Source organism: Streptomyces sp. NPDC090045 (genome assembly GCF_044747975.1).
GTDB lineage: Bacteria > Actinomycetota > Actinomycetes > Streptomycetales > Streptomycetaceae > Streptomyces.
The window spans coordinates 582,936-597,804 of the sequence record NZ_JBIVFA010000002.1 but is presented as its reverse complement, the minus strand read 5'-3'; the positions used below and the strand labels follow the sequence as shown (position 1 = coordinate 597,804).

Sequence of the window (14,869 nt, the reverse complement as noted above, 5' to 3'; positions counted from 1 at the left end):
TAGGCTGGCCGCCATGGCGAACTGGCGTGACGGCAACGGCACCCTGCTGGTCGGCGCGGACCCGACGGCGATCCCCCTGCAGGTCGCCGTCTCGTACGGCGCAAGAACCCGCGGCCTGCTCGGACGGGACGGGATCGACGGCGCCATGCTGCTGACCCCGGCGGCCAGCGTGCACACGTTTCGGATGCGGTTCGCGATCGACGTGGCCTACCTCGACCGGAACCTCCGCGTGCTCGCCGTGGTCACCATGCTCCCCGGCCGCCTCGGCCTGCCCCGCCTCCGGGCCCGGCACGTCCTCGAGGCGGCGGCCGGCGCCATGGCCGGCTGGGGGCTGCGGGCCGGCACCATCGTCAAGGTGGACGTACCGGGGCGTCTCACGCGCGGCTAGGCGGCACCCCTCCGCGGCAGTAGGTTGGGGCGGTTGAGCTGGGGCATCAGGGGAGCGGCATGACGGAGAACGCGCGGATCAAGGCGCTGGAGCAGATCATGCCGGCGACGCACGGCGCCGACGAGGACATCGACTGGCCGGCGGCCGAGGCCGCCTGGGGGACCCGGTTCCCGGCCGATTTCATCGCGTTCATGGGCCGTTTCGGCGCGGGTTCCATCAACGGTGAGGCGAGCATCCTGCTGCCGCTACCCAAGCCCGGGCTCCAGTGGGATCCGGCCGAGATGGCCGAGGAGACCGAGAACGCCCGGCAGTCCTGGGAGGCGGAGGGCGGTCGCGCCGCCTTCGACGTGAACCCGGAGGCGATCATCGCCTGGGGCGTCACCGGCGGCTCGGACATCCTGTGCTGGCTCACTTCCGACCCCGATCCGGACCGGTGGCCGGTCCTGGTCTGCGGGCGGCACACCGCCGACTCCTTCGCGGTGTATCCGTACGGCATGGCCGAGTTCCTGTACCGGCTCTGCTCCGACGAGTTCGACGTGAGCCCCGTCAGCATCACCTTCTGGGACGGCGGCCACCTCAGCTTCGTGCACTGGCGCAAGGCCCAGCGGCGCTGGCAGGAGGGCCGCAATCCGGAGACGGGCGAGCCCGACCCGTACGCCGGCGAGTTCGCCGACTGAACCCCTCGGGGCGCCCCACGGCGTTTCGGAGCCCCACCCACCCGCAGCCCGTTTCCGCGACCGGAAACGGGCTTTTCGGCAGGTCTACGCGCGTCCGATTTGTTGATCACATATCGGAAAACACCAGCCGGAAAAGCCGCACTTGGAGCATTGACCACAACTGCGCCCCCAATGCAATCAACCACCCCTTCGTCGGGAGAGAATTCCGGCCAACGGGCACATCCAGATACACCTCAGCCCGGAGCAACTCATAAGTAACAACGAGCTTCAAAAGAAAATCAGGGGAATACACCCGTGCGACGAAGAATCTTCGGCACGACCGCCACCACGGTCGTGCTCGGCCTGTTGATACCTCTGGCCGGATGTGGTGGCTCCGGAGACAGCGCAGGTGACGGCGGTACTTTGCACCTGGTCGCCGCCGAATACGGCGACAGCCCGGCCACCAGTTCCAAGCCCTACTGGGACAAGATGGCGGAGGCTTTCACCGCGGCCAACCCCGGAATCAAGGTGGACGTCAAGCTCCTGCCGTGGGCCGACATCGACCGCGAAGTCTCCCGTATGGTCAAGGCCGGCAAGGCGCCGGATGTCGCGCTCATGGGCTCTTACTCCGACTTCGCGGCCCAAGGCCAGCTCTATCCCGCGAACGAACTCCTCTCGGTCACCGCCGAGGCGAATTTCCTCCAGCCGCTCGCCGACGCCGGCTCCATCGGCAACACCCTCTACGGCCTGCCCTTCGTGGCGAGCAGCCGCCTCCTCTTCTACAACCAGGCGCTCTTCGCCAAGGCCGGCGCCAAGGAACCGAAGACCTGGTCCGACCTCAAGACCGCCGCGAAGGCGCTCAAGGACAAGGGCGTGGCGTACCCGTACGCCCTGCCCCTCGGCCCGGAAGAGGCCCACGCCGAGGCGATGATCTGGGAGCTGAGCAACGGCGGCGGCTACGCCGACAGCGCCGGCAACTACGCCCTGGCCTCCGACCAGAACATCAAGACGTGGAACTGGGTGAAGACGCAGCTGGTCGCCCCCGGCCTGACCGGCCCGACCCCGCCCTCCAAGCTCAACCGCGCCGACGCCTTCGCCGCCTTCCTGAACGGCGACGTCGGCATGCTCAACGGCTACCCGTCGCTCGCCCACGAGGCGCGCGCCAAGGGCATCGGCGTCGGCACCATCGCCATGCCCGTCTCGGACGACCTCGGCGTCGGGGAGAACCCGCCGGCCGTCGGCGTGGCCGACTGGATGATGGCCTTCAAGCAGAACGGGAAGCGCGCGGAGATCGCCAAGTTCCTGGACTTCATCTACCAGGACAAGAACCTGTCGGAATTCGCCAACCGGTACCACCTGCTGCCGTCCACGATCACCGCATCGCGCACTCCGGCCGGCGGCGGTCTGGACAAGAACGACCAGCAGTTCCTGGACGCGCTGCGCGGCGCCCAGCTCTATCCGGTCAACGATCCGTCCTGGCTGACCGTCAGCGACACCATCAAGCGCAACATCGGCCGTGCCGTCGAACCGACCGGCGACCCGAAGGCCGTCCTCGAGGACATCGCCGCCCAGGCGAACCAGGCCGCCAAGAAGCACTGAAAGATCCCCGACACGGGACCTTCGACTCCTGCCGCAGAGCACCCCGTGCGGCACCATGGCCACTACGGCACTTGATCCAAGGCCGCGGCCCAGTCGCCCGCCGAGCACCCACAAGGTGCGCGGGGCGGCCGGACCCCATCCGTCAGCGCTGCGGTCCGTGGTGCGGAGCGAACGCCGTCCGGTACTGCTCGCAGCTGGAGTTCCAGCGCAGGGTGCCCGTGAGCGTCCCGTAGCCCGAGCGCGTGACCGACCACTCCACCGCGTACTCACCGGTGTCGCACGCGATGCGCTTGGCTCCCTCGACCTTCTCCCGCCCGGTCGCCGGCTTCCCCGTCAGTTCCCTGCGCACCTGCGCCACTTCGGCTCCCTTGGCCGTCCGCAGCACGGCGCGCACCACGATCGGGTGCGCGCCCTCCTTGACCGTCAGCGCCTTCTTCAGCACCTTCGAGTCCGACACCGACCAGGCGAACTCGTAGGAGGGCAGCCACGCCAGCGTCTTGGGGTCGGCCGCCTGGCGCTCGTAATCCGGTGCGCCCGAGGGGCCGGGGCGGGTGACCGTCTTGTACTGGACCCCGGGATAGAAGCGGAACTGCCCCTCCACCTTGTGCATCTCGTCCTTGGTCCACATCGACTTCATGTCCTTCTCGCCGCCCGCCGGGTCTTGCAGGTACGGCGTCTCCGCGGCGGTGGCCGGCTGGCCGAGGACGGGGGCTAGGGCCGCCGCGGCGGTGGCGAGGGCGAGAGCGGCGATGCGGGTGCGCTTCATGCCCGGCCCAACGGGGCCCTGCGCCGGGCCGGAACGACGCCGGGCCCCCTTTCACCCGTACGGGAGCCGGACCTCAGGCCTGGCCGGTCTCGAAACGGCTGATCATGCCGCCCTGGGTGACCGTGAAGCGCCAGGCGGTGCGCATCTCGCCCCAGGTGTCGTTGCGGTAGCTGACGAGGAGGGAGCGGCCGCCGTCGGACTCGGACTGGACGTCCATGTGGCCGCCGGAGTCGAAGATCTCCCGGTCGATCCACTCGTGGAGGTCGCGGTCGGAACCGTCGTCGGACATGGTCGCGTCGGGGGTCAGGAGCGCGAGGAAGGCGTCCTTGTCGTGTGCGTTGACGGCGGCGACGAGGGCGCCGACCGCGGGGTCGGACAGTTTGCCGGGGGCGATGGCCACAGGAGCCTCCTGAGGGTGCGTACGTGCGTCCGACCAGGGAACAACGCGGGTGGGTCCGTGCGGCCGACCCTCACCCGTTCGCCGGGCGGACGGCGTGTCAGGGGGCGGTGCGGACCGGGAAACCGGTCGGCCGGCCCTGCTCCTCCAGCCAGTCCAGCACCTGGTCGAGGGCGTCGACGGTCTGCGCGCGGTTGCCGCCGCCGTCGTGGAAGAGCACCGTCGGACCGTTGCCGATCTCGCGCTTCACGGCGTCGACGATGGCGGCCGTGCCGGGCTTCCCGAAGTCCTTCGTGTCGACGTTCCAGCCGAGCGGCCGCATGCCGTGCGCGGCGGCGATGCGCCGGCTGTCCGGGGTGAACGCGCCGCCGGGGGCCCGGTAGTACTCCACCTTCGCGCCGCTGCCCGCGGCTTCCTCGATCAGCTTCTTCGCGTCCAGGATCTGCTGCTCCTGGTAGGCGACGGGCTTCTTGTCCATGGCGGTGTCGTGGTCCATGGTGTGGTCGCAGAGCCGGTGTCCGGCCGCGACCACCTTCTTGACGAGGTCGGGGTGGGCCTTGGCCTGCGGCCCGACCATGCAGAAGGTCGCCTTGACGTCGTGCCGCTGGAGGACCTCCAGCACCTTCGGGGTCCATCGGGGGTCGGGGCCGTCGTCGATGGTGATGTTGACGGCGTTCCCACCGGCCTCCGACGCGTGGGCTATGCCCTCGGGTATCGCCTGCGGCTGCGCCCCGCCGGCCCCACCGGACTCCGCCGGCCGGGACACGTTCTGCTGCGTGGCGGCCTTGCCCGGCTCCACCAGGGTCGCCACCCCCCACACGGTCGCCGCGACGGCGGTGGCCGAAGCCACGACGACGACACCGGCCCGAATGCCCCGCTTGCTCTCTCCCGTCAAGAACCTCATGAAGTGTCCACTCCCCATCCGCTGTGTGAGCGTTCCGTGGATCAGGACGTCCGTCACCGCCGAGGAGTTCCAGCCAATTGGGCCTTAAATTCCATGTAATGACACCAAAGTGACTGATGGGACTTTAGCCCCGAATCCCAACTCCCGCCGGACCCGGCCACAATGACTCTCCATGAACGACGGACCGAAGTGGCCGGTGGCCAAACTGACCGCACTCCGCCTCGGCAGGAGGCTGGTCACGGAAGTCCCGGCCTCCCGCCCGGACCGCCGCGCCTTCGTGGACATCACCCCCGCGAACTCCAGCTACCGCCTGACCCACTGGGAATACGACGGCGAGCGCATCGAGGGCTTCGACTACGACATCGGCGCGACCCTCATCAAGTCCGCCACCGCAACAAACGAACAGGACCTCACCACCACCCTCACCACGTGGCACCTCCACCCCGCCCTCTTCGACCACCCCTGGAACACCGAAGACCCCAGATAACGCACGCCGACGCCCCAGCCGGGGCCGGGTGCGTGCAGGGGCACTCCCCGCAGGAGGCCGAACGCAACACGGCCCGGCCCCCCACCCCCAGGGAGGCTCCGGCAGGGGACGGGTGTATGCAGGGGCGCTCCCCGCAGGGCGTCGAACACAAGGTGCCCCGGCCCTCCGACCCCCCGACACGTTCGACGCCCGAGGAGACGCCCCGGAACACACCCGACCCCACCCGCACCGGCGCAGCCGGCCCGCCCCGGCCCGGCCCGGCCCGAGCGGCGCAGCCAACCGGCCCGGCCCAGGCCGCACCGATCCGTCAGCCTCCACATCGCACCCCGGCCGGCAAGGCCACCGGCCCCGGCCAGGCCACCCGGCCACCGGGCCCGGACGCACCAACAGGCGGCACCACCGACCCTTCCGGTGGTACCGCCTGTGGGCTTCGTTCAGCGGGCGACGGACTCCTGCGCCGCGGGAGCGGCGGCGGCCCCGTCACCCTTGGGCGCGTCGTCGGCCGCCGGCGCCGGCCCCGCCCCGCGGAGCGGGACCTCCTTCACGAACCAGGCCGCCGCGAACCCCAGTACGGCGATCCCCGCGCCGAGCAGGAACGCCGAGTGCGTACCCGCGGCCACCGCGTGCTGATAGGCGTCCCGCACGACCTCCGGCAGCTTCGCCAGGCTCGCCGCGTCCAGCTGCGCGGACCCCGCGGCCCCGGCCGCCTCCGGCCCCAGCCGCTCGGACATGGTGTCCGTGACCCGGCTGGTGAAGAGGGAGCCCATCAGCGCGACGCCGAAGGATCCGCCGAGCGTACGGAACAGGGTCGCCGAGGACGAGGCGACGCCCATGTCCTTCATCTCGACGCTGTTCTGCGCGACCAGCATGGTGATCTGCATCAGGAAGCCGAGCCCGGCACCGAGGACGGCCATGTACACGCCCGACATGAGCCGGGTGGTGTCGGTGTCCATCGTCGCGAGCAGGAACAGCCCGACGACCATCAGCGCGCCACCGACGATCGGGAAGATCTTGTACTTGCCGCTGTTGGTGGTGACCCGGCCCGCGATCAGCGAGACGACCATCATCGAGAGCAGCATCGGCAGCAGGAGCAGGCCCGAGTTGGTGGCGGAGGCACCCTGCACCGACTGCTGGAACAGCGGCAGGTACAGCACGCCGCCGAACATCGCGAAGCCGACCAGGAAGCCGATCACGGACATGAGGGTGAAGTTGCGGCTGCGGAAGATGTGCAGCGGCATGACCGGCTCTTCGGCCTTGGTCTCGGCGTAGAGGAAGGCGGCGGTCGACAGCACGCCGACGATGATCAGGCCGATGATCTGGCCGGAGCCCCAGGCGTACTCGGTGCCGCCCCACGTCGTGACGAGCACGGTGGAGGTGATGGCGAGGGTCAGCAGCGCCGCGCCGAGGTAGTCGATCTTCGGGCGGACCCCCGGCTCCGTCTTCTTGGGCAGGTGCAGCACCGCCGTCACCATGGCGAGCGCCACGGCGCCGAGCGGCAGGTTGATGTAGAAGGACCAGCGCCAGCCCATGTGGTCGGTGATGGTGCCGCCGACGAGCGGGCCGCCGATCATGGCGAGGGCCATCACGCCGGCCATCATGCCCTGGTACTTGCCGCGCTCACGGGGCGGGATCAGGTCGCCGATGATCGCCATGACGCCGACCATCAGACCGCCGGCGCCGAGGCCCTGGATCGCGCGGAAGCCGATCAGCTGGCCCATGTCCTGGGCCATGCCGCTGAGCGCGGAGCCGATCAGGAAGATGACGATCGAGGTGAGGAAGGAACCCTTCCGCCCGTACATGTCGCCGATCTTGCCCCAGATGGGAGTGGAGGCGGCGGTGGCCAGCGTGTACGCGGTGACCACCCACGAGAGGTGCTCCAGCCCGCCCAGCTCGCCGACGATCGTGGGCATCGCGGTGCCGATGATCATGTTGTCGAGCATCGCGAGCAGCATCGCGATCATGAGTGCCATGAGGACGACCCGTACGCTGCGCGGCTTCACCTCCTCCGAGGTCCCCGCAGGCTTGACTGTGTCCACCATGTCCACTCCCCTGGCACTACTTCTCATACTGAGCACTGGTCTTCGTCCCGCACCGGCACTTACTTGCCGCCCGGCTAGTTCACTACACTGGGGACGGTAGACCCGTAACTAGCCGGGCGTCAAGTAAGTAATTGGGGAGAGTCATGTCCAGCAGCAGTCCGCAGCGCCGCCGTGGCGACACGCGTCAGCGCATCCAGGACGTCGCACTGGAGCTCTTCGTCGAGCAGGGGTACGAGAAGACGTCGCTGCGCGAGATCGCGGAGCGACTGGAGGTCACGAAGGCGGCGCTGTACTACCACTTCAAGACCAAGGAAGACATCATCATCAGCCTCTTCGAGGACCTGACGCGGCCCATCGACGAGCTGATCACGTGGGCGGAGGGGCAGCCGCGCACCCTGGAGACCAAGCGCGAGGTGCTGCGGCGCTACAGCGAGGCGATGGCGGCGGGCGCGGCGCTGTACCGGTTCATGCAGGAGAACCAGGCGACCACGCGCGAGCTGAGCATCGGCGAGACGGTCAAGAAGCGGCTCTTCGCCCTGGTGGAACTCCTCCGCACGCAGGACGGCCCGCTGGAGGACCAGGTCCGCTGCGTCAGCGCGCTGTTCACCCTGCACGCCGGAATGATGTTCCTGCAGCACGTGGAGGGCGACCCGGAGGAGACCCGCCTGGCGGCCCTGGCGGTCGCCACGGACCTCATCACCCAGGCCCACCACGAGGCGTAACGGCCCACCGGGTCGCCACAGACGGACCGGTTCCGGCGGGCGGCGGTCTCAGCCGCCCGCCGCCGGCGGGGTCGTGGCGGACCAGAACTCGTCCTGCACGTCCGGGCGCACGGGGTACTCGCCCTTTCGGTCCGGGGTGTTCGGTTTGATGGCGGGCCCCTGTACGCCGGTGTCGTCCAGGCACGGCGTGGCGGCCTTCAGGAAGAACTGCCCCTCACCGCCTACCTTCACCGTGAGGGTGTAATCGTCGGGTGTTCTGGCGTAAATGGCGGGGACCGTCGAGCTCGTGTTCCTGCTGGTGATCTTGTATCCGCGGTCCTTCCAGTCGCGTTCGATCACTCCCAGGAGGGCGCCGCGGCGCTGCTCGGAGACGATGGTCAAGATGCTGATGGACCGGTCGGTGGACGCGGTGCCGGTGGCCGCACCCGCGATTCCCTTGGTGCAGCCGGCGTCGCCGTACGGGCCGTGGTTCCACTTCAGTTCAGGCTGCACAGCGGCCAGAGTCTCCTGAAGGATGGCGTCGGCGCGCTCGGCACCCTGCTGAATCTGCAGGGTGGGCTTCTTGTCGGCCTGTCCGATACCGCCGAACCCACAGCCGGTGGCGAGCCCGGAGAGCGCGAGCAGGGAGGCAGCCGCACGCAGGGTTCGCGTCGTCGGGGTGTGTCGTGGGCTCGGCATCATCGATGCTCCTCGGTAGCCGTCAGCTGCCCGACGGGACGGGCGTGGTCGCGGACCAGAACTCGTCCTGCACGTCCGGGCGCACGGGGTACTCACCCTTTCGGTCGGGGGTGTTCGGCTTGCTGGTGGGTTGCTGAACGCCGGAGTCGGTCAGGCAGGGGGTGGCCGCGTTAAGGAAGAACTGACCCTCACCGCCGACCTTCACCGTGAGGATGTAGCCGTCCGGGGTGCTGGCGTAGATGGCCGGGAATTTCTGGCTCTCATTGACATTCGTGATCGTGTAGCCGCGGCTCTTCCAGTCACGCTCGATCACTCCCAGCAGGGCGCCGCGGCGCTGCTCGGAGACGATGGTCAAGATGCTGATGAGCCGCTTCGCAGACCCGGTACCGGTGGCCGCGCCCGCCACTCCCTTGGTGCAGCCGGCGTCGCTGCCCGGGCCGTGGTTCCACTTCAGTTCCGGCTGCACGGCGGCCAGAGTCTCCTGAAGGATGGCGTCGGCGCGCTCGGCGCCCTGCTGCAAGTTCATGGTGCTCTTCCTGTCGGACTGTCCGTTACCGCCAAACCCACAGCCGGCGGCGAGGACGGTGAGCGCGAGCAGTGAGACTGCCGCGCGCAAGGCTCGCATCGTCGGCGTGTGTCGTTGGATCGGCCTCATCGTCGGTGGTCCTCGGTCTTGATCTCGTCGGCATTGCCCGAGACGATCAGCGCGATGTTCTCGGCGGACACAGAATCCCTATTCGGGTTGAAGTAATTGGAATGGGCGTCCATCGGGCCGCTGCCCTGGACGACGGGGAGCGGGCCGTCGTCGACCAGGAAACGGTTGGCGCCGAAGTCCTGGTGTGCCGGATCCCTGCCGAAGTAGATCTGGCTGTCATCGGTGACCGCGTCGGCCACGAGGAAGCCGTGGGCACCGCCTACGACGCCTCCGACGATGGCCCCGCCCACGGTACCGAGGGGACCGAGGGCCGACCCCACCACTCCGCCGGCGATGGCGCCCGCTCCTGCACCACCCAGCATCGCCCCTGACTCCACCTTGCTCGGGGCCATGGACACCGGGTCGTGGTCGGAAGCCCCCACGTACACGTGCTCCTTGCCCACACCCAGCTGGTCGGCGTGCTGAGCTCCTGTGCCGGGGCTCCCCACCAGGACGATGTCATCGACACCCGGGATCCCGCCGCTCTGCAGCGCCGCCTGGCCCACGGTCAGCGACCCGTACGAGTGACCGATGGCAGTGATGTGGGGATCGGGGTTCTGATTGGTGGCGCTGATCCCGGCCATGAACTGGTTGTACGCGGGCGCGCCCTTCTCGGCGTGCTCCTCGGACATGACGTCCGCGTTGTCGTACCAGTTCTCGGCGGGCAGCTGCGGCGCGTCGTAGCCGAGCCAGACGATCGACGCGGAGCTTTTGTCTTTCTCCCGGGCGCCCGCGGCGGTGTCGCGGGCGCGGGTGAGGTCGTTGCGCGCGAACTCCGCATCCAGCGCCGTGCCCAGCCCGGGTATGTACGCAGATACGTTCCGCGACGTGTCGGGGTTGCCGTAGGCCACGATGGCCCGGCCTCCGCCCTGGTCGCCGATGCCCAGCAGGTACATCGGGGGGTCCTTGGGCCCCGGGTTCCGCAGCTGGTCGTCGATCGAGCGCATGCCCGCCAGCTGGGTCTGGGACTTCTCGTCGCTCTGCTCCGACAGCTTGCCGATCAGCAGCTGCAGGTTGTCCCGGTTCGCCTCGTCCCGGACCTCGGACGGGACGCCGTCCAGGTTGCCGATCACATCGGGATAGGTGGCCAGGAGCTCGGCCCGCTGGTCTTCGCTCAGGCCCTGCCACCAGCTGCGGCGGTCCGCCGGGGAGCTGTCCGCCGGGATGGTGTCGCGCAGGTAGTCCCCCGCCTCCTTCCGGACGACCGCCGCGTCGCCCGCCGCGTCGGCCCAGGTGGCCTCCGTGACGTCGAGCCCTTCCGGGGCCTTGAGGCGGTTCAGCGCCTGGGTGAAGCGGGCGTCCACGTCCTGGGCCGCTTTCACCACGTCCAGGATGCGGGTGGCGATCTCCTGGGCGAGGCCTTGGTTGGGGTTCGCGTTGGTGGGGAACGGCGCCTTGCCCAGCGGGTGGGTGTCCGCGCCCTGGAGGTACAGCGGCTTGTCGACGCCCCGTACGGAGCCGCCCGGCGCGGGTTCCTTGGTCAGGAAGTTCTCGCCCCCGGGCGGGTACTGCACCGATCCGTCCGGATGCACGGTGAAGCCGCGGGCCGACGCGTCCTCCAGTGCCGCCCTGAGGCGCACCTGCTCCTCGGCGAGCTCGTGGGCCAGGGAGTTGAGCGTGGTGCGGACGAGGCCGCATTCGGTGTGGATGAAGTCGAAGTTCCGGTCGACCCGACTCAGCCGGTCGCGCGCCGCTGCCGCCGACACGCCCTTCTGGTCCTCCAGCGACTTGATCATCCCTACGCTGATCCGGTCGCGCCCCGCGTCCGCCCGGGCGCTGACATCGGCCCACGCCGCTGCCGCCTCGGTGAACTCCTGGGTCTTCAGATCACGCAACTGCTGCCAGGTCAGGGTCACTTCGACGCATCCTGATGCGTGACGAGGTACGAGAACCTGACCCCGTTGTTCTCGTCGATCTCGCCGATCTCCCGCGCGACGTTCAGCAGGGCGGACCGGACCGACCCGCACTCGTCGCGTACGGCGGCCACCCGCTTCTCCCAGGAGGCGCGGACGGCGGCCAGCGCGGCGGTGGCGGAGAGTCCCGCCGTACCGGCCTCGATGCCCTCGTGGGCGGCGGCCATCTTGCCCAGGCCCTCCGCGGTGGTGATGCGCAACTCGCCGGCCGCGGCCGCGGCCTTGGACCAGGGCCCGCCGGAGTGGGCCAGGTCCTCGCCGCCGCCACCGCCACCGCCGGGGGCGTCCGCCGAAGCGAGCCGCATCGCCGCCGGATCGCCGAACAACTCCTGCCAGCGCGCCGGCAGAACCGCCTGTGTACTCATGTGCTGTGCCCGATCCTCCGAGGCGCTCCCCGCGCCTACGCCTCGTACACAACCAACACTCACCTCTCGAACGCAAGTTCAGATGGCGGCGATGCGGGCATTGACCTGCGGTGATGTAGCAGCCGGGGCCGGGGCGGGCAAGGGGCGGACGTACTCAGATCCAGGCCCGGCGCCTGAGTCGGAGCACCCACCGGGCCCGGCGCCGGGGTGCGGGCGGATCAGGGCAGGCGGCGGTCCTCGGCACTGATCGGCACGTCGTTGATGCTCGCCTCGCGCCGCCTCATCAGGCCGTCGTCGTCGAACTCCCACTGCTCGTTGCCGTGGCTGCGGAACCACTGGCCGGCGCCGTCGTGCCACTCGTACTCGAAGCGGACCGAGATGCGGTTGCCGGTGAAGGCCCAAAGCTCCTTGCGGAGGCGGTAGTCGAGCTCGCGCTCCCACTTCGCGGCGAGGAACTCGCGGATCTCGGCGCGGCCGGTGAGGAAGCGGTCGCGGTTGCGCCAGACCGAGTCCTCCGTGTACGCGAGGGCGACGCGCTCGGGATCCCGGCTGTTCCAGGCGTCCTCGGCGGCCTGGACCTTGGCGCGGGCGGACTCTTCGGTGAAGGGCGGCAGGGGCGGACGCGTCACGACAGATCCTCCGGAGGAGAGAAGGGCAGGCACGAGAACGATCGTTCTCTTCGTCGCCACGGTACGAGAACGAACGTTCTCACCGCAAGGGGAAACGGGCTACCCTGCCCTCATGGACGACGAAGAGGCACGGACCCGACTGCTCGACGCGGCGGAGGAGCTGTTCTACCGGCACGGCATCCAGGCCGTCGGCATGGACCGCATCCGCGCTGCCTCCGGGGTCCCCCTCAAGCGCCTCTACCGGACCTTCCCGGCCAAGGAAGCCCTGGTCACGGCCTATCTGGAACGCCGCGACCGGCGCTGGATGGCCGACCTCCGCAAGGCGGTGACGGGCGCCCCGGACCCGGCCCTCGCCGTCTTCGACTGGCTGGCGCAGTGGTTCTCGGAGCCCGACTTCCGCGGCTGCGCGTTCCTCAACGCGTACGGGGAACTGGGCGCGGCGGCCCCGGAGATCGTCCGCATCCACAAGGCGGAACTCCACGCCCTGCTGGCCGACCTGACCGCCGACCCCGCCCTCGCCGACCGGCTCCTGATCCTGACCGAGGGGGCGACGGCGGTGGCCGCCCTCACCCCCGGCCCGGAGCCGGCCCACCGGGCCCGGGAGATCGCCGAGCTCCTCCTGAAGGAGTGACGCAGGTCACAATCGAACGGTCCGTCGGACTGTCACATCCGGGCCGCGTTTTCCGTCAGAGCTGTGTAACGGTCGACACGGCAAGGAGAGATCACGATGGAAGCGCGTCTCAACTTCTACGGCAACGCGGTCGCGACCAAGTTCGCCCGGTACATCAACTCCGCGGGCAAGGTCATCTCGGACTCGACCCTGCCGCACGCCACGCAGGAGCTGGTGAAGCTCCGGGCCAGCCAGATCAACGGCTGCGGATTCTGCACCGACATGCACTTCAAGGACGCCTCGCACGCCGGGGAGGACCCGGTGCGGCTGAACCTGGTCGCGGCCTGGCGCGAGGCGAAGGTGTTCACCGACGCCGAGCGGGCGGCCCTGGAACTGACCGAGCAGGGCACCCGCATCGCCGACGCGGCCGGCGGCGTCACGGACGAGGCATGGGCCGACGCCGCGAAGCACTACGACGAGGACCAGCTGGCAGCGCTGGTCAGCCTCATCGCACTGATCAACGCGTACAACCGGATGAACGTGATCGTCCAGCAGCCGGCGGGCGACTACCAGCCGGGCCAGTTCGGCTGATCGCGCCCACGCGTCCGGCCCCGACAGGGGAGGGGCCGGACCGCGCGCACCGCTCGGTGCACGTCCTGGGTACGGGTACTCACGACAGGCCCCTGCAGTGGGAGGCCCGTGCGGCGGCACGCGCGTGCTGCGGGCCCTTCGCCGGCGTGCGGGCACGGCAGGCCGCCTCCCGGCCGACCGTGGGCCGGCCGTCTAGCCCGCGCTGCGGGGGAAGGTGATCTCGACGCGGCGGTTCTTCTTGCGGCCTTCCTCGGTGCCGTTGTCGGCGATCGGGTAGTCCTCGCTGTAACCGCGGACGTCGAAGACGACGCCGGGGTTGGTGACGGTCTTGGCCAGCTCGGCCTGCACGGCGTCGGCACGCTGCTTGGACAGCTCCTTGCCGTGCTCGTAGCTGCCTTGGTCGTCGGTGAAGCCGAAGACCCTTACGCGGGTGGCCTTCTGGGTGTTGATTTCGGCGGCGATGGCCTGGATGCGGGCGGCGGCCTGCGCGTTGAAGACGGCGCTGTTCTCCGGGAACAGCACCTCGGACTGCAGCGCCATCATGACGGTCTGATTCGTCTCCTGCCGCCGCTGCTCTCCGCCGAGGTCTTCGACGACCTCGGCGATGTCCAGCACCTTGACGGGGGCGAGCGTGCCGCCCTGCGGGATCTTCAGCCCGGGCGAGTTGGAGTCGATCGCCACGGGCGCAGAGGCGGATGGCTCGGTGCCAGGTGGCACGGAGGGCTTCACGTCATCGGCATAAGCCGCAGTGGCTCCGACGAGATGCGCTCCAGCGATAACGAGTGCAGAGACTATGACAGTTGCAGCTACTTGATGACGTGTAGTCATGGGGTCACCCAGAGATTTTGACAGCGGCCGTGGCGAAGGTCGGGAGGCTGAATTCCACCTCGGTGGTAGAAGCCGGCGGTGCCGGGAACTGGGCAAAGAAGGGGATCACCTGGCCGGCATCGACGCTGGAGACCCCAGTTGTGCACAAGCACCTGGACTCCGTGTCTCGAAGCACGTAGTAGCGCTTCTTGCCGACCTTGTCGACCAGCGTCGCACCGGCGACCGATTCTCCGGTTCCCTTGAGTTCGATCCCACGCCAGGCAACGGTGTCCTTGTACGACTGGCTACCCGTGTTCTTGATCTGTCCGGACACGGTGAGGAAGCCGCCGGGATCGCGACGTGCGGAGTTGATCAGCAGGGTCATGCCCTCCTGTCCGTTCAGCGTGGCGATGACCTCGGTCGGCTCCGAGCCCTGGCTAGCACTCGGTGCCGGGTTCTGAGTGCCCGAACCCTGAGACTGCGGCGTCGAGGACTTCTGCGGGTCCTTCGGCTTGTTGCTGTCGCCATCGCCACCACACCCGGCCAGCGTGAGGGCCATGACCGCCGCACTTACAACGGCCATTCCCCCACGGACCTTCACCATGCGCCGAATGCTCATCTATG

Annotated in this window: 18 protein-coding genes; 7 read left to right on the top strand and 11 right to left on the bottom strand. The window is 69.3% G+C overall.

What is annotated here, in order from left to right; genetic code table 11:
• Nucleotides 1-13: 13 nt before the first annotated feature.
• The 3 genes from ACIPYQ_RS07805 (at nt 14) to ACIPYQ_RS07795 (ending at nt 2,643) form a co-directional block, all read left to right on the top strand.
• Nucleotides 14-388, top strand: a complete 375-nt coding sequence (locus tag ACIPYQ_RS07805) for a DUF192 domain-containing protein (protein ID WP_401247245.1) — start codon at nt 14-16, stop codon at nt 386-388.
• 59 nt (nt 389-447) lie between these two features.
• The gene (locus ACIPYQ_RS07800) at nt 448-1,065 is read left to right on the top strand and encodes an SMI1/KNR4 family protein (RefSeq protein WP_401247242.1); all 618 of its coding nucleotides are present in this window, start codon (nt 448-450) and stop codon (nt 1,063-1,065) included.
• A gap of 294 nt (nt 1,066-1,359) precedes the next feature.
• Nucleotides 1,360-2,643, top strand: a complete 1,284-nt coding sequence (locus ACIPYQ_RS07795) for an extracellular solute-binding protein (protein ID WP_401247239.1) — start codon at nt 1,360-1,362, stop codon at nt 2,641-2,643.
• 142 nt (nt 2,644-2,785) lie between these two features.
• On the opposite strand, the gene ACIPYQ_RS07790 is transcribed toward ACIPYQ_RS07795, so the two are convergent.
• The 3 genes from ACIPYQ_RS07790 to ACIPYQ_RS07780 all read right to left on the bottom strand — a co-directional run bounded on the left by ACIPYQ_RS07790 (nt 2,786) and on the right by ACIPYQ_RS07780 (nt 4,710).
• On the bottom strand, nt 2,786-3,409 hold the full coding sequence (locus tag ACIPYQ_RS07790; RefSeq protein WP_401247236.1) for a hypothetical protein: 624 nt from the start codon (nt 3,407-3,409) through the stop codon (nt 2,786-2,788).
• A 73-nt stretch (nt 3,410-3,482) separates the two neighbouring features.
• The gene (locus ACIPYQ_RS07785) at nt 3,483-3,809 is read right to left on the bottom strand and encodes a nuclear transport factor 2 family protein (protein ID WP_319731155.1); all 327 of its coding nucleotides are present in this window, start codon (nt 3,807-3,809) and stop codon (nt 3,483-3,485) included.
• Between the two features lie 97 nt (nt 3,810-3,906).
• Complete coding sequence (locus ACIPYQ_RS07780) at nt 3,907-4,710, bottom strand: polysaccharide deacetylase family protein (protein WP_401247233.1); 804 nt, start codon at nt 4,708-4,710, stop codon at nt 3,907-3,909.
• Nucleotides 4,711-4,882: 172 nt separating this feature from the next.
• Here ACIPYQ_RS07780 and ACIPYQ_RS07775 point away from each other — a divergent pair, with 172 nt between their 5' ends.
• Nucleotides 4,883-5,197: a hypothetical protein gene (locus ACIPYQ_RS07775; RefSeq protein WP_401247230.1), complete on the top strand. Its 315-nt coding sequence runs from the start codon at nt 4,883-4,885 to the stop codon at nt 5,195-5,197.
• Between the two features lie 434 nt (nt 5,198-5,631).
• Here ACIPYQ_RS07775 and ACIPYQ_RS07770 read toward each other — a convergent pair whose 3' ends face one another.
• Nucleotides 5,632-7,236, bottom strand: a complete 1,605-nt coding sequence (locus ACIPYQ_RS07770; RefSeq protein WP_401247228.1) for an MDR family MFS transporter — start codon at nt 7,234-7,236, stop codon at nt 5,632-5,634.
• A gap of 143 nt (nt 7,237-7,379) precedes the next feature.
• Here ACIPYQ_RS07770 and ACIPYQ_RS07765 point away from each other — a divergent pair, with 143 nt between their 5' ends.
• Nucleotides 7,380-7,958 (top strand): helix-turn-helix domain-containing protein, encoded by a 579-nt coding sequence (locus tag ACIPYQ_RS07765; RefSeq protein ID WP_319731664.1) that lies wholly within the window; start codon nt 7,380-7,382, stop codon nt 7,956-7,958.
• 48 nt (nt 7,959-8,006) lie between these two features.
• Here the strand turns inward: ACIPYQ_RS07765 and ACIPYQ_RS07760 are convergent, their stop codons facing one another.
• The 5 genes from ACIPYQ_RS07760 to ACIPYQ_RS07740 all read right to left on the bottom strand — a co-directional run bounded on the left by ACIPYQ_RS07760 (nt 8,007) and on the right by ACIPYQ_RS07740 (nt 12,237).
• Complete coding sequence (locus tag ACIPYQ_RS07760) at nt 8,007-8,636, bottom strand: hypothetical protein (protein ID WP_401247224.1); 630 nt, start codon at nt 8,634-8,636, stop codon at nt 8,007-8,009.
• A gap of 22 nt (nt 8,637-8,658) precedes the next feature.
• Nucleotides 8,659-9,252: a hypothetical protein gene (locus ACIPYQ_RS07755; RefSeq protein WP_401247222.1), complete on the bottom strand. Its 594-nt coding sequence runs from the start codon at nt 9,250-9,252 to the stop codon at nt 8,659-8,661.
• Nucleotides 9,253-9,287: 35 nt separating this feature from the next.
• Nucleotides 9,288-11,186: an alpha/beta hydrolase gene (locus tag ACIPYQ_RS07750; RefSeq protein WP_401247219.1), complete on the bottom strand. Its 1,899-nt coding sequence runs from the start codon at nt 11,184-11,186 to the stop codon at nt 9,288-9,290.
• A complete protein-coding gene (locus tag ACIPYQ_RS07745) occupies nt 11,183-11,608 on the bottom strand; it encodes a hypothetical protein (RefSeq protein ID WP_401247216.1) in 426 nt (141 codons plus the stop codon). The genes ACIPYQ_RS07750 and ACIPYQ_RS07745 overlap by 4 nt, the downstream gene beginning before the upstream one ends.
• Before the next feature lie 218 nt (nt 11,609-11,826).
• Nucleotides 11,827-12,237, bottom strand: a complete 411-nt coding sequence (locus ACIPYQ_RS07740; protein WP_401247213.1) for a DUF1348 family protein — start codon at nt 12,235-12,237, stop codon at nt 11,827-11,829.
• Nucleotides 12,238-12,349: 112 nt separating this feature from the next.
• On the opposite strand from ACIPYQ_RS07740, the gene ACIPYQ_RS07735 reads away from it, so the two are divergent.
• On the top strand, nt 12,350-12,868 hold the full coding sequence (locus tag ACIPYQ_RS07735) for a TetR/AcrR family transcriptional regulator (protein WP_401247211.1): 519 nt from the start codon (nt 12,350-12,352) through the stop codon (nt 12,866-12,868).
• A 96-nt stretch (nt 12,869-12,964) separates the two neighbouring features.
• Entirely contained in the window at nt 12,965-13,438 is a 474-nt protein-coding gene (locus ACIPYQ_RS07730; RefSeq protein WP_401247208.1) for a carboxymuconolactone decarboxylase family protein, read from the top strand.
• Nucleotides 13,439-13,630: 192 nt separating this feature from the next.
• Here ACIPYQ_RS07730 and ACIPYQ_RS07725 read toward each other — a convergent pair whose 3' ends face one another.
• Complete coding sequence (locus tag ACIPYQ_RS07725; protein WP_401247206.1) at nt 13,631-14,266, bottom strand: OmpA family protein; 636 nt, start codon at nt 14,264-14,266, stop codon at nt 13,631-13,633.
• Nucleotides 14,267-14,270: 4 nt separating this feature from the next.
• Entirely contained in the window at nt 14,271-14,864 is a 594-nt protein-coding gene (locus tag ACIPYQ_RS07720; protein ID WP_401247203.1) for a hypothetical protein, read from the bottom strand.
• Between the last annotated feature and the right edge of the window lie 5 nt (nt 14,865-14,869).